This window comes from Pigmentiphaga soli (assembly GCF_039541095.1).
Classification (GTDB): domain Bacteria; phylum Pseudomonadota; class Gammaproteobacteria; order Burkholderiales; family Burkholderiaceae_B; genus Pigmentiphaga; species Pigmentiphaga soli.
Window position 1 is genome coordinate 81908 of record NZ_BAABFO010000015.1, and the last position, 14306, is coordinate 96213.

The 14306-nt window shown below is 66.4% G+C and carries 13 protein-coding genes; 5 read left to right on the plus strand and 8 right to left on the minus strand.

Annotated elements, in window-relative coordinates; all coding sequences use genetic code 11:
• Positions 1-7 precede the first annotated feature (7 nt).
• Complete coding sequence (locus ABD927_RS15805; protein ID WP_345250793.1) at positions 8-403, plus strand: Zn-ribbon domain-containing OB-fold protein; 396 nt, start codon at positions 8-10, stop codon at positions 401-403.
• A 39-nt stretch (positions 404-442) separates the two neighbouring features.
• Here ABD927_RS15805 and ABD927_RS15810 read toward each other — a convergent pair whose 3' ends face one another.
• Entirely contained in the window at positions 443-1723 is a 1281-nt protein-coding gene (locus ABD927_RS15810; RefSeq protein ID WP_345250794.1) for a sensor domain-containing diguanylate cyclase, read from the minus strand.
• A 241-nt stretch (positions 1724-1964) separates the two neighbouring features.
• On the opposite strand from ABD927_RS15810, the gene ABD927_RS15815 reads away from it, so the two are divergent.
• Entirely contained in the window at positions 1965-2255 is a 291-nt protein-coding gene (locus ABD927_RS15815; RefSeq protein ID WP_345250795.1) for a hypothetical protein, read from the plus strand.
• 10 nt (positions 2256-2265) lie between these two features.
• Here ABD927_RS15815 and ABD927_RS15820 read toward each other — a convergent pair whose 3' ends face one another.
• The 7 genes from ABD927_RS15820 to ABD927_RS15850 form a co-directional block, all read right to left on the minus strand.
• Entirely contained in the window at positions 2266-3513 is a 1248-nt protein-coding gene (locus ABD927_RS15820) for an MFS transporter (RefSeq protein WP_345250796.1), read from the minus strand.
• A gap of 249 nt (positions 3514-3762) precedes the next feature.
• Positions 3763-4167, minus strand: coding sequence for a WYL domain-containing protein (locus ABD927_RS15825; protein WP_345250797.1), 405 nt, complete (start codon positions 4165-4167; stop codon positions 3763-3765).
• Positions 4168-4285: 118 nt separating this feature from the next.
• Positions 4286-4471 carry a DUF805 domain-containing protein gene (locus tag ABD927_RS15830; protein ID WP_345250798.1) on the minus strand — a complete coding sequence of 62 codons (186 nt, stop codon included), beginning with the start codon at positions 4469-4471 and terminating at the stop codon, positions 4286-4288.
• 35 nt (positions 4472-4506) lie between these two features.
• Positions 4507-6453 (minus strand): response regulator, encoded by a 1947-nt coding sequence (locus ABD927_RS15835; protein ID WP_345250799.1) that lies wholly within the window; start codon positions 6451-6453, stop codon positions 4507-4509.
• A 90-nt stretch (positions 6454-6543) separates the two neighbouring features.
• Positions 6544-7614 carry an ABC transporter substrate-binding protein gene (locus tag ABD927_RS15840; RefSeq protein WP_345250800.1) on the minus strand — a complete coding sequence of 357 codons (1071 nt, stop codon included), beginning with the start codon at positions 7612-7614 and terminating at the stop codon, positions 6544-6546.
• A gap of 31 nt (positions 7615-7645) precedes the next feature.
• Complete coding sequence (locus ABD927_RS15845) at positions 7646-8716, minus strand: ABC transporter substrate-binding protein (protein ID WP_345250801.1); 1071 nt, start codon at positions 8714-8716, stop codon at positions 7646-7648.
• A gap of 31 nt (positions 8717-8747) precedes the next feature.
• Positions 8748-9806: an ABC transporter substrate-binding protein gene (locus ABD927_RS15850; RefSeq protein WP_345250802.1), complete on the minus strand. Its 1059-nt coding sequence runs from the start codon at positions 9804-9806 to the stop codon at positions 8748-8750.
• A gap of 403 nt (positions 9807-10209) precedes the next feature.
• On the opposite strand from ABD927_RS15850, the gene ABD927_RS15855 reads away from it, so the two are divergent.
• The 3 genes from ABD927_RS15855 (at position 10210) to ABD927_RS15865 (ending at position 14249) form a co-directional block, all read left to right on the plus strand.
• Entirely contained in the window at positions 10210-11928 is a 1719-nt protein-coding gene (locus tag ABD927_RS15855) for an ABC transporter permease (RefSeq protein WP_345250803.1), read from the plus strand.
• Positions 11929-11968: 40 nt separating this feature from the next.
• The gene (locus ABD927_RS15860; protein WP_345250804.1) at positions 11969-13087 is read left to right on the plus strand and encodes an ABC transporter ATP-binding protein; all 1119 of its coding nucleotides are present in this window, start codon (positions 11969-11971) and stop codon (positions 13085-13087) included.
• Between the two features lie 169 nt (positions 13088-13256).
• Positions 13257-14249: a Bug family tripartite tricarboxylate transporter substrate binding protein gene (locus tag ABD927_RS15865; protein ID WP_345250805.1), complete on the plus strand. Its 993-nt coding sequence runs from the start codon at positions 13257-13259 to the stop codon at positions 14247-14249.
• The last annotated feature ends 57 nt before the right edge of the window (positions 14250-14306 follow it).

Sequence of the window (14306 nt, forward strand, 5' to 3'; positions counted from 1 at the left end):
CCGCATCATGAGCAAATCGCCCCGTCTGTATTCGCCCTACGACGCGCCCATGTGGAAAAGCATCGCCGAAAGGCAGATGAAGCTGCAGCGCTGCCCGGAGTCCGGCGAGTTCCGCTATCCGCCCGGCCCCATGTGCCCCGTCAGCCTGAGCATGGAATACGAGTGGAAGCCCATCTCGGGCAAGGCGAAGATCATCTCCTGGACCGTGTTCCACCGCCAGTACCTGCCGGCGTACCCCGCGCCCCATCTGGTGGTGGCCGTTCAGCTGGAAGAAGGCCCCATCATGGTGTCGTACATGGATCATGCCGAGCTGGAAAACGTCAGGCTCGACGCGCCGGTGCGGATGGTCTACGCCGACCATCCCGACGGCTACGTGGTGCCCAGGTTCACGCTCGAGCACTGAAGGCCGGGGCGGTTCGAAGGCTGCCGGCCCGGCGAAGGCCTACCCCGCCTCCACCCGGTTGCGCCCGTTCTCCTTTGCCCGGTACAGCGCCTGGTCGGCGCGCTTCAGGATCGCCTGCAGGTCGCGCTCGCCCGGCGCCCGCGCCGCCACGCCGATGCTGACCGTGAACGCAATGGGCTTGACGCGCCAGTTGTGGCTGAAATCCTGCCGTTCGATCTTTGCCCGCAGGCCGTCGGCGATGGCCTTGCCCTGTTCCAGCGTCGTCCCGGGCATGGCGGCGACGAATTCCTCGCCGCCCCAGCGGGCGAAGATGTCGATCTTCGAGCCGGCGGACATCGCGATCTTCGCCAGCGCCCGCAGGACTTCGTCGCCGATGTCGTGCCCGTGGCTGTCGTTGATCTTCTTGAAGAAGTCGATGTCGAGGATGAATACCGACAGCTCGCCGTCCGCCTTCAGCATGTTGCCCGCCACTTCCAGGAATTCCCGCCGGTTCGGCAGGCCGGTGAGCTGGTCGGTCACGGCCTGTTTCTGCAGCAGGTCCATCAGCCGCACGCGGTCGGTGATGTCGCGGATGACCGCGGTGAATTCGATCAGGCCGTCCACGTTGATCTTCGAGATCGCGATCTCGACCGGCAGCAGGGTGCCGTCGCGATGCTGGCCGTAGACGCGGTTGCGCTCGTCCATCTGCCGCGACCGCACCGGCGAGCGGGCGAACTGGTGCACGTACTGGGCGTGGTGGCTGCGGTATTTTTCCGGCAGCAGGCTTTCGATCGGCTTGCCGAGCATTTCCGACGAGGTGTAGCCGAACAGGTTTTCCGCCGCGCGGTTGAACAGGGTGATGTTCTGCTGCTGGTCGATGGTAATGATGGCGTCGTAGGCGGCGTCGACCACGGAGCGGAAACGCGAGGTGCTGACCTCCAGATCGTGGGTCAGCTGCATTTTCGGAGTGATGTCGAGCCCGGTGACCAGGATCTCGACCACGGTGGCCCCGGCATCGATGTGCCGGAACGGCTTCAGCGACATGCGCCACCAATGGGTGCCGTCGCGCAGGTCGTAGGCCTGCTCCAGTTCCTGGGCTGTGCCGGCCTGGAAGCATTCCAGCAGTTTCTGGCGGAATTCGTTGCGCGCGTAATTGGGCAGCAGGGTATCGAACGGCGCAGGGAAGTCGCACGCGCTCAGGCGCCGCCCGCCCGTCATCTGGAAGAAAAGGTCGTTACAGGCCGGGACGATCAGCCGCCCGGAATCGTCGCGCCCGACGATCGCCACGCTGGCCGCGATGCCATCGACGAACTCCTGGATGCTGTTGGGCAGATCGGCCATCGCGCCTCCCGGAAAGGGTTGCCGCACACTCGCGGGCGGATGCAGTCGTGCCGCAGGCTGCGTTCCGCAGCATAACGCCATCGGAACGCGCCGGACAGGGAGCCCGCGCGGGGCGGCGGCGGGCCGATTCGACACGGCCGCAACGGCTCCCCGCCAGCTTGCCGTCAGCTTCTTGATTGTTCAGTGAGTTGTAAGTATCTTGTCCACTCCACCAACAATAAATGATGAAAGGAGATCGAAAATGGTGTGGATCACTGAAGCCCTGGCCCTTGGCCTGATCGCCGGCGGGCTCGGCGCCCATCTGTTTGCCAAGCTGTTCCCGCAGTTCAGCCTCGGCATGGTCGGTACCACCATCGTCGGCGTTGCCGGCGGCGGGGCGCTGAGCCATCTGCTGTTCTCGACGATGCCGCTGGTCGAGAACGCATCCGACAAGCTGAGCTTCCCGGGCGCGATCACGCACGTCGTCGTCGGCGGCATCGGCGGCGCGCTGCTGACCGCGATCATCGGCAAGTTCAAGCCTCGGACGGCGTAGGGCCCCAGGTTCAGTGACGGCCGGTTTCCGGTATGTAGCGTACCAGCAGGTAGGCCACCACCACGGACGACAGCGCGACGAAAAGGAAGGCGGAGCCGTAGTCCACGTGGTCGGCCAGTACCGCGAACAGGATGGGGCTGACGGTGGCGCCTCCCTGGCCGGTAAAGCGCCATAGCCCCAGGAACCTGCCGCGCGCTTCGGGCGGCGCGACGTCGGCGCCGACGGTCTGGATCGAGCCGCCCGTCAGCGCCTGCAGCGCCACGCCCAGCATGAACAGCGCCACGTACCAGGTCAGGCTCCATTGCAGATAGGCGGACGCGGCCAGCGCCGCCATCGAAATGCCGACGCCGGTGAAGCCCGGCACCATCGTTTGCTTGCGGCCGAAGCGGTCCATCATCCAGCCGGCCAGGAAGCCGATCGGCCACGACAACGCGGTGGCGGCGGTGGCCAGGTAGCCGATCGCGCGCGGGCCCAGGTTGTAGGCGAACGCGGCGTACAGATGCAGCAGGTCGGCCAGCAGCGGGCCGCGGGTCAGGCCGGCGAACAGCGCCACGCCGAAATAGGGCAGGCGCGGCATCACGATCTGGCGCAGCGTCAGTGTGGGCGCGGCGGCGTCTTTGGCCGGCGCCGGCCGTTCCTCGTGCGCCTCGCCGCGCGAAAAGGCCAGCGCGGGCGCCAGCGACAGCAGCGCCAGGACGGCGTAGGCCACGAAGGGCGCCCGCGGGCCCCAGGCTGCCGCGATGAACCCGCCCAGCACCGGGCCGCCCAGCTTGCCGGTATTGTCCATGCCGAACATCCAGCTCACCAGCCGTCCGCGCTGCGCCGGCGGCGCATTCTGAGAAATCGCGGCCAGCCTCGCCATCAGCCACATCTGCGCCGCGCAGCCATTGAAAAAGCGCAGGACAAGCAGCATCGTGAACGATTGCGTGAACACGACCAGGATCGCCGTCACCGCGGTCAGCGCCGGGCCGGCGATCATGACGGGCCGGCGGCCGTAGCGGTCGATCAGCCATCCCGACGGCAGCGTGCCGGCCAGGTTGCCGAGCAGGAACGAAGTGATGACGCCGCTGGCAACGCCGAAGCCCACGCCGAAGGATTGCGCCAGCGTGGGGATGGCCGGCAGCGCGATGCCGGCGCCCAGCGCCAGGATCAGCGCCGGCAGGTAGGTGGCGAGAAAGGAATCCCACGACAGCGCCGATTGCGCGCGCGGGGAAGATGAAGCGTTGCCCGCGGCAACTGACGTGTCGGCCGATTTCATGCCGGCGATGATATCAACAATCGCCCTTGCCGCGGCGCTATCTACGACGCCGCCGATCCCGCTTCGCCAGCACCGTCCCCGCACGCAACTGACGCTATCCAGGATGCGGCGGATCCGGCTCCGCCGGTCCGCCCGCATCGCCCCTTGAGGGGCGCGCGAAGCGCGTAGGGGTGGACTTTCCCCTCGGGCGCGCGAAGCGCGTAGGGGTGGGCTTTCCCCTCGGGCGCGCGAAGCGCGCAGGGGTGGGCTTCACTCCACTTCGCAGTCCGCCGGCCGCGAATGCAGGCTCCATGGCGTGCGCAGCCGCGTGCTGCGCGATGCGGCGCGCGGCGGCGGTGGCGGCGGCGCGTCGCCCGGCACTTCGGGCTGGATCTGCAGATGGAACGACGGCAGGTACAGCCGCGCCCAGTTCAGGTTGACGGCTTCCCACGGGAACCGCGCGCCCGTGCTGCGCACCCCGACCAGGCGGTCGACGTTGTAGATGCGCCAGCCGGGCGGGTCGCCCCAGCGCCCCTGCAACTGCCAGGCGACCACCAGATGGACGCCTTCGTCGTTGACGCCGCAGGCATACGGATGCGCGGTACGCGGTATGCCCCGGTATCGGAATTTCAGGACCAGTCGATGAGTGATGGCGGTATGGATCAGCTTTTCCAACTTCGGCTCCGTCCGGACCGCGCATGGCGGAGTTAAGGGTTAACCCCATCGTAGCGGCAAGCACCCGGGTTCTTCAAGCCTTTGATGGTCGACCGTCACCGTTTTTCGTGCCGCGCCGTCAGACGACGGTGGTGGGCGCCTCTTTCGGCCACTTCTTGTACGCGAAGACCCACAGGGCGACGATGTTCACCGCCGGGATCAGCGCCAGGATGATCCACCACCCCGAGTGGCCGGTGCGTTCGAGAATGCGATAGCCGGGAACGCCCACGGCGATGAGATAGAGCAGGCCGAGAATCGCTTCCATGAAAATGCCTCCGATGGGGACACAGCGCTGCCATCCTAAGCGAGATTCAGGGCGCGGGCCAGTGCGCCGCGCAGCTGGTCCAGCGTGTAGGGCTTCTGCAGCCGGGCCGCCTCGAAACCCAGTTCGGCCTCTGACGGCAGCCGGCGGCCCGATGCGAACACCACCGCGAGGCCGGGAAAGCGGCGCCGCAGCTCGGCCGCCAGCTCGGTGCCCGGCATGTCGGGCAGCAACTGGTCGGCCAGCAGCAGGTCGGCCGGGCGCTCGGCCATCGCCTGCAGGGCCTCGGCGCCGCTGGCCGCGGTGTGCACGTCGTAGTCCAGCAGCGCCAGCATGTCGGCCACGGTGGCCCGCATGTCGCAGTCGTCGTCCACCAGCAGCACCAGCGGCCGCCGCTGCGAGTTCGGCGCCGTCCCCAGCAGTTGCCGGATCCGGCGCGCCAGGTCTTCGCGCCGGTAGGGCTTGCTCAGCAGCGCCACGCCGGCGTCGAGCCGGCCGCCGTGGACCAGTGCGTTGCGGGTGTAGCCGGAGGTGAACAACACTTTGATCCCGGGCAGCCGCGCGACCGCGCGGCGCGCCATTTCGGGGCTGGAGAGCGCGCCCGGCATCACCACGTCGGTGAAGATCAGGTCCACGTGGGTGCCGCTCTCGATCAGCCTGAGCGCGTCGGAGGCGTTGTCGGCGGTCAGCACGGCATAGCCGAGCGAGGCCAGCATGTCCACCACTGTCGTTCGGACCGTGGGATGGTCTTCCACTACCAGGATGGTCTCGCTGCCGCCGTCGCCCGCTCCTGCCGTCGGCGCGACGATGGGATCCTCGCCGGCGTCGGTGCCCGGCAGGTAGATCTTGACCACCGAGCCGTGGCCCGGCTCGCTGTAGATCTTGATGTGGCCGCCGCTCTGCTTGACGAAGCCGTAGGCCATGCTCAGGCCCAGGCCGGTGCCGGCGCCCTCGGGCTTGGTCGTGAAGAAGGGCTCGAACACCCTTTCGCGGATTTCTTTCGTCATCCCGATGCCCGTGTCCGTAATGGCGAGCATCACGTAGCGGCCGGGCGCGATGTCGGCGTTCCGGTTGCAGTAGGCCTCGTCCAGCGTCGCATTGGCCGCCTCCAGCGTGAGCCGGCCGCCGCCCGGCATCGCGTCGCGCGCATTCAGGGCGATGTTCAGGATGACGTTCTCGAGCTGGTGGGCGTCGGCCAGGACGTTCCACAGGCCGTCGGCGGCCGCCATCTCGATCTGTATCGTTTCGCCCAGCACCCGCCGCAGCATGTCTTCCATGCCCCGCAGCAGCCGGGCCGGGTTGATCGGCGCCGGGCGCAGCGGCTGGCGCCGGCCGAAGGCCAGCAACTGGGCGCACAGCGTGGCGCCGCGATCGACGGCCTCCGAGGCGCGGGCCAGCCGGTCGCGCATCCAGGCGTCGTCGATCGCTCGCGACTGCATCAGCTCCAGATTGCCGCGCAGTACCTGCAGCACGTTGTTGAAATCGTGGGCGATGCCGCCGGTCAGCTTGCCGACCGCCTCCATTTTTTGCGCCTGGAACAGCGCGGCGCGGGTTTCTTCCAGCGTCTGTTCCGCCTGGCGCCGCTCGGTGACGTCGCGCGTGATCTTGGCGAAGCCCACCAGCGTGCCCTGTTCGTCGCGGATGGCGTCGATCACTACGTGGGCCCAGAAGCGGCTGCCGTCGCGCCGCACCCGGAAGCCCTCGTTCTCGAAGCGGCCCTCGCGCGTGGCGATGGCCAGGCCGCGCGCCGGCAGGCCGGCGGCGGCGTCTTCGGGCGTGTAGAAGCGGGAAAAATGCGTGCCCAGCACTTCGTGTTCGGCGTAGCCTTTGATCCGCTGCGCGCCGCTGTTCCAGCTGCTGACCAGCCCTTCGGGCGACAGCATGTATAGCGCGTAGTCGGTAACGCCTTGCACGAGCAGGCGAAACTGCATGTCGCTTTGTTGCAGCGCCGCCTGCGGGAAGTTCTTGTCGCTCGGGTCTGCCATGCCACTGTCAGGAATGTGCCGATACCGGGCATCGTAGCATCAGGCGGCGGCGCGCCGCGCCGTGGCGGCGCGGCCCGGACAAGGCGATGTTTATCGGTTGGTAACCCGCTTGGTCACGGCCGTTTCGTAGTCCTTGGTCCACTTGTCGTACATGTCCAGCGACTTGCCCGGGTCCACCATGCGCAGGTCGATGTTGCGCCACGGCGAATCGATCTTCGTGCTGTTGGGCGCGCGGGCGCGGTCCAGCAGCAGCTGCTGGCCTTCCGGGCTCAGCAGGAAGTCGTAGTACAGCAGCGCCGCATAGGGATGGGGCGCCGTCCTGGTCACGCCGATGGCGCGCAGCGCGCCGACCGCCGGCGAGATGACGAAGTGCTCGATCGGGCCCCCCCGTTTCTTGATGTCGGCCGTGGAGTAGTTGTAGACCGTCAGCGCCAGCGGCACTTCGCCCGAAGCGACCAGGTTGGCCAGCAGCGTGTGGCCCTGGCGCACCGAGATGCCGTTGGTGTCGACGATCTGCCCGAACAGCTTCATGCCCTGGTCGCGGCCCAGGATGTCGAGCAGGCCGGCGAACCAGTGCTGGTCGCGCGCTTCGATGGCCAGCTTGCCCTTCCACTTCGGATCGAGCAGGTCGTTCCAGGTCTTGGGCAGGTCTTCTTTCTTGATCAGGTTGGTGTTGTAGGCCTGCACGATGATGTCGGTGCTGCCGCCGGCCCATTCCCTGTGGTCGGGCAGGGCGCCCGGCCGCAGGTCGGCCTGGTAGGGAGAATACACGGCCTGCAGCAGATGTTCGCGGCGCAGTGCCTCCATTTCGGGGCCGTTGTTGTCGACCACGTCCACTTCATAGCGCCTGGCGCGATTCTCGGCCACGGTCTTCTGCAGCACGGCTTCCGACAGCCCGCGCCAGGTCCTGACCTGGATGCCGTACTTCTTCTGGAAGGCATCGCTGAGCACCTGCTGGTCGGGCGGGTCCATCGAGGTGTAGAGCGTGAGCGTGCCTTCCTTCTTGGCGCCCTCGATCAGCTTCTGCTGGCGGTCGGCGCCCTGGTACCGGGCGATGCCGGCCCACGCCGCGTCCGCGGTCTGGGCGGCGGCGGGCAAGACGGGTTGCAGGGTGAACGCGAGCAGCAGGGCCGCGCCGGTTCGTGCGAGCGAGTATTTCATGAAGGATTCTCCTGGGTGATGCGCAATGCGTTCAGCGCGCGCGGCGCTTGGTGACCGCGGTCTCGAAGTCGCGGGTCCACTGGTCGGCCAGGTCGACCGCCTCGGTCGGATCGATGAACCGGACCTGCGCGTCTTTCCACGGCGAATCGATCTTCGTGTTGGTAGGCACGCGGGTGCGATCCTTCAGGATCTGCTGCGCCTGCGGCCCGAGCAGGAAGTCGTAGTAGAGCAGCGCGGCGTGCGGGTGGGGCGCGGTCTTCAACAGCGCGATGGGCTTGAACGCGCCGATCGCCGGCGCGATCACGAACTGCTCGATCGGCGCGCCTTTCTGCTTCAGTTCGGCCGGCGAATAGTCGTAGATCGTCAGGGCCAGCGGCACTTCGCCGGAGGCCACCAGGTTGGCCAGCAGCGTATGGCCCTTGCGCACCGAGATGCCGTTGGTGTCGGCGATCTGGCCGAACAGCTTCATGCCCTTGTCGCGGCCAAGCGCTTCCAGCAGCGTGGCGAACCAGTTCTCGTCGGTTGCCTCGATGCCCAGCTGGCCTTTCCACTTCGGGTCGAGCAGGTCGTCCCAGGCCTTGGGCAGGTCTTCCTTCCTGACCTTGGTGGTGTTGTAGGCCTGGACCAGCATGTCGAGCGTCTGTCCCGCCCACTCCTTGCCCGGGGCCACGGCGCCTTTCATCAGTTCGGCGTGCAGCGGCGATTCGACCGGCTGCAGCAGCTTCTCGCGGCGCACGGCCTCCATCTGCATCGCGTTCAGGTCGAGCAGGTCGGCCTCGTGGTGGCCGGCCTGCGCTTCCTTCAGCGTGCGCTGCAGGATCGCCTCGGAACTGGCGCGCCAGTAGTTGATCTTCAGGCCGTATTTCTTCTGGAAGGCCTCGTTCAATAACTGCTGGTCGGTGGCGGTGGTGGAGCCGTAGATGGTAAGGCTGCCTTCTTTCTTCGCGCCTTCCAGCAGTCTTTGCTGGCGGTCTGCGCCGTGGTACGTGGCGATTGCCGCCACCTGGGCCGGGGCGGCGTCCTGGGCGGCTGCCAGGCCGGCGCAGAAGGGCTGCCCGAGCAGCGCCAGCGCCAGCCCGATTCGCGTGAGCATGCGATTCATCGGATTTCCTGGTTGCGATTCTTCGGCGGGATCACTTGGCGCGCTTGGTGACCGCGGTCTCGTATTCCCTGGTCCACTGTTCGTCCATGTCGAGCGCCTTGCCCGGATCGATGAAGGTGATCCTGGTGTCCTTCCACGGCGAATCGATCTGGGTATTGGTCGGCACGCGGGTGAAGTCCTTCAGCATCTGCTGGCCTTCCTTGCTGATCACGAAGTCGTAGAACAGCAGCGCGGAGTAGGGATGCGGCGCGTTCCTGAGCATGCCGATGGAACGGAAGGCGCCCACCGCCGGCTCGATCACGAACGATTCGATCGGGCCGCCCTTCTTGCGGATCGCCGCCGGCGAATAGTCGTAGACCGTCAGCGCCAGCGGCACCTCGCCCGAGGCCACCATGTTGGCCAGCAGCGTATGGCCCTTGCGCACCGAAATGCCGTTCTTGTCGGCGATGTCTTCGAACAGCTTCATGCCCTTGTCATGGCCGAGGTAGTCGACGATGGTGCCGAACCAGGCCTGGTCGCTGACCTCCATCCCCAGCTGGCCTTTCCACTTCGGATCGAGCAGGTCTTCCCACTTCCTGGGCAGGTCTTCCTTCTTGAACTTGTTGCTGTTGTAGGCCTGCACGATCATGTCGATGCTATTGCCGACCCATTCCTTGTGCGCCGGCACCGCCTCGGGCATCAACGATTTCTGCCACGGCGAGTCGACTTTCTGCAGCAGGCCTTCGCGGCGCAGCGCTTCCATCTGGGCCACATTGTTGTCGGCGATATCGGCGGCCAGGCGCCTGGCGCGGGCCTCGGTCAGCGCGCGCTGCAGCACGCCTTCGGAACCGGCGCGCCAGTCGTTGACCTTGATGCCGTATTTGTTCGTGAAGGCGGCCAGGAACCTGTCCAGATCGTGGCCGCTCATGGACGTGTACAGCGTAAGACCGCCTTCCTTCCTGGCGCCTTCCAGCAGCTTCTGCTCGCGGTCCGGGCCCTGGTACATGGAGGCCAATTCGGCGGCCGACTGGGCAGACGCCGGCGCGGCGGCATACAGATTGAGGCCGAGCGCCATAATGGCGAGCCCGGTCCTGACAATCGAACGGTTCATCAAAATTCTCCTGACTGACGTCGAACGGAAAAACAGAAAGGCATTGTTCGATGCAGGAGCGCGGCCCGGCCATTTCTTTTTTCAAAAGCAAAATGCCGATTTCTTATAGGCGGCCGGTCGCGATGCCGCGATGCACCATGCTTGGTGCGCCGCACCAACCTGGACACCCGCTCTGCACGATCGCGATGCGCAGCGCCCGACGCTATAAGAAAACTGCACTACCGATGGTGAAAAAAGAAGTGTTGGCCCAGCGTGGCCGGTAGACAATCTTTACCTCACGATCGCGCAGGGCTGTGCCGCCGCGGCCCGCGCGGTCCGGCCCACGCAGACATGCGGCCGCACCGCCGCGCGCCGGCTGGTCAGTATAGGAATATCACCGATGGAAAAAGTGGAGCGCTTGCCCGTGGATGTCGGCAGACCGGCGCCGTGGCAACGTATCGATTTCAAATGGCTCATCATCGCGGTTTGTTCGCTGGGGGTGGCTTACCTGGTTCTGATGCCGCTCGGCTTTCTGGTGTGGGAGAGTTTCCATACCCCGGCCACGGCCAGCCAGCCGGCGGTTTTCACCCTCGATAATTATCTCCAGACCTATACCGACCCCCAGACATTCAAACTGCTTACCAATTCGGTAACGTTCGCCGTCGGCACTTCGCTGCTGGCGTTCGTCATCGGCACCGCGCTGGCCTGGATGAACGAGCGCACCAATACGCCGTTCAAATCGCTGTTCTTCGCGCTGTCGATTATCCCGCTGATCATTCCCGGCATTTTGTTCACGATTTCGTGGATTTTCCTGGCCAGCCCGAAAATCGGCATCATCAATCTGGTCGCGCAGCGCTGGCTGGGCATGGATTCGCCGCTGCTGAGCGTTTATTCGATGTGGGGGATGATCTGGGTCGAGGCGCTGCAGTATTCGCCGATGGCCTTCCTGTTCATGAGCGCGGCGTTCCGCTCGATGGACCCGTCGCTGGAGGAGTCGGCCATGATGAGCGGCGCCAGCGTGCCGCAGATCGTCTGGCGGGTAACGCTCAAGCTGACCTGGCCGGCCATCGTCGCCACCATCCTGGTGATTTTCATCCGTTCGATCGAATCGTTCGAAGTGCCTGCGCTGCTGGGCCTGCCGGTCGGCATCTATGTGTTCACCTCGGCCATCTACGACGCGATCCAGCAATACCCGAGCAAGATCGGCCTGGGCGCCACCTATTCGATCACGCTGCTGCTGATCACCACGGCCGGCATCTATTTCCAGTCGCGCCTGTCGAGCAAGGGCGGCCGCTATTCCACCGTGACCGGCAAGGGCTTCCGTCCGCGCACCATGGACCTGGGCAAGTGGCGCTATCTGACGGCCGCGATTTTCATCGCCTACTTCTTCCTGATCGTGGTGCTGCCGTTCCTGGTCCTCGTCTGGGCCTCGTTCCAGAAGTTCTACGGCGTGCCGTCGCTCGACGCGCTGAAGAACGCCAGCTTCGACGCCTACCGCTACGTGCTCAGCCGCCCGAACCTGCTCGATTCGATGTGGAACAGCCTGCTGCTGGCCCTGGGCAGCGCCACCATCATCATGCTGGTGACCTCGGTGATCTGCTGGATCGTGGTCAAGACCAGGATCCCGGGCCGCTGGCTGCTGGACAACCTGACCTCGATGCCGATGGTGTTCCCGGGCCTGGTGCTGGGCCTGGCGCTGATGGTGTTCTACCTGGAGTTCGACGTCGGCATCTACGGCACCATGTGGATCATGCTGGTGGCCTACGTGACGCGCTTCCTGCCCTATGGCCTGCGCTACAACATGACTTCCATGCTGCAGATCCACAAGGAACTGGAAGAGTCGGCGCAGATGAGCGGCGCCTCGTGGTCGACCATGTTCTGGCGCGTCATCCTGCCGCTGCTCAAGCCTGGCCTGTTCGCCGGCTGGCTCTACATCGTCATCGTTTCGATCCGCGAGCTGTCGTCGTCGATCCTGCTGTACAGCCCGGGATCCGAGGTGGTCGCGATCTCGATCTGGGAATTGTGGGAAAACGGGCAGTACGTGGAACTGTCCGCGCTGGGGGTGTTGTTCATCCTGGCCCTGTTCGTGCTTGTCATGGTCGCGCAGTCGATCGGCAAGCGATACGGCGTCAAGGAAGCGTGATCCGTCCGCCGCCACCGACACGAATGCAAGGAAGCGAACCATGTTGATCGTCGACAGACTCTGTACCGAATACCCCAACGACCGCGGCCAGACCGTCCGCGCCGCGCAGGACGTCAGCTTCAAGGTGCCGGAGGGCAAGCTGTTCACGCTGCTCGGCCCCAGCGGCTGCGGCAAGACCACCACGCTGCGCTCGATCGCCGGGCTCGAGCGGCCCAAGCTGGGCACCATCTCGGTAGCCGGCGCCACCGTGTTCTCGGCCGAGAAGAACATCTTCGTGCAGCCCAACAAGCGCAATTTCGGCATGGTGTTCCAGTCGTACGCGATCTGGCCGCACATGAACGTGTTCCGCAACGCCGCCTTCCCGCTCGAAGTGGGGCCGCGCAAGTTCAGCAGGCGGGAAATCGAGCAGCGCGTGATGCGCGTGCTGGAGGCCGTCGGGCTCGACCAGTTCGCCGGCCGCGAAGCCACCCGCATGTCGGGCGGCCAGCAGCAGCGCCTGGCGCTGGCCCGCGCGCTGGTCATGGAGCCCAAGCTGCTGCTGCTCGACGAGCCGCTGTCCAACCTCGACGCCAAGCTGCGCGAGCGCATGCGCTTCGAGCTCAAGCGGATGCAGCGCGAACTGGGCCTGACCACCATCTACGTCACCCACGACCAGAGCGAGGCGCTGGCGCTGTCGCACGAGATCGCGGTGATGAGCGAAGGGCGCGTGGTGCAGATCGGCGCGCCGCGCGACATCTATGTGCGGCCGCGCAGCCGTTTCGTGGCCGATTTCGTGGGCCTGACCAACTTTCTCGACGCCACCGTCGACGGCCCCGCGGAGGGCGACGGCCGCTACCGCGTCACCTCGGAAATCGGCCCGCTGACCGTCAGCCTGTTCGATCCCGGCCGCGCCGGCGAGCAGATCCTGGTGTCGGTGCGCCCCGAAGACATCGAACTCAGCAGCACGCAGCCCCAGGGCGACAACGTCGTCGCCGGCAAGGTGGCCCTCAAGGTATTCCTGGGCGAGTACGTCGATTACCAGATCGCGCTGGGCGAACGGCGCGTGCTGGCGCGCGCCCACCCGACCTTCGACGTGCCGGTCGGCAGCCCGGTGTTCATCCAGATGCGCGCAGAGAAGTGCATCAGCGTGCCCGGCGATCCGGCGCGCAAAGCCGCTTGAGCCATCGCGGCCCGGCCGCCGCTCCGGGGGGAGCGCGCGCGGCCGGCTGCCGCAATACCTGAACAGTCAGCCGCGTGCCGCACGGCACGTACCCGGCGAGAGGGCGGGGCCGCGCGCGCCGGTTTGCTTCATGGATCCAGTTTGAGTCATTCACAGCGGAGATGAACCGATGAAGGCGTATCCTTCCTGGGCCCGGGCTGCCGCCCGGCATGCGGCCGTGCTATGCATGGCCGCCACGGCATTCGCGTCCGGCGCGGCCCGGGCGGCCGGTCCGGCCGGGACCTATCCCGACCATCCGGTCAGGCTGATCGTCACCTATTCGCCCGGCGGCGCCTTCGACTTCATCGGCCGCCTGCTGGCCAAGGGGCTGCAGGACCTGTGGGGCCAGGCCGTGGTGGTGGAGAACCGGCCGGGCGCTTCGGGCGCGATCGGCGCCGATCTGGTGGCGCGCGCCAAGCCCGACGGCCTGACGCTGCTGATCGGCAGCGCCGGCCCGGTGGTGGTGGTGCCCTTCCTGCGCGACAGCCTGCCCTACGATCCGCTCAAGGATCTGCAGCCGGTGGCGATGACGGCCATCATTCCCAACGTGCTGGTGGTGGGCGCCAAGTCCAGGTACCACACCTTCAAGGAACTGCTCGACGACGCCCGCGCGCGTCCGGGCCAGATCGACTATGCCTCCAGCGGCCGCGGCGATTCGCACCAGATGTCGATGGAACACATGATGCGCGCCACCGGCGTGCGGCTCAACGAGATTCCCTACAAGGGCGGCGCGCCCGCCGTGGTCGCGGTCTCCAGCGGCGAGGTATCGGCGGCGTGGCTGGCCGTGTCGACCGCGCTGCCGCTGATCCAGACCGGCCAGGTGCGGCCGCTGGCGGTCAGCACCAATGTGCGGGTGCCCGACCTGCCCGGCGTGCCGACCGTGGCCGAGTCGGGCTACCCGGGCTTCGAGGTGATCTACTGGATCGGCGTGATGGGCCCGGCCAACATGCCGCCGGCGGTGCTGCGGAAGCTGCAGGCCGACCTGCGCAAGGTCTACGACACCAGGGAATACCGCGACAACATCGAAAAGACCGGCAATATGATGCGTTTCGGCGACGCCGAAGAGTACGGCCGCGTCATCCGCGCCGACTACGCGCGCAACAAGCAGCTGCTGGCGCCGTAACGGCATTCGGCCGGGCCATCATGCCGGCGCGCCGCGGACGGCCCTGGCCGGGCCGCC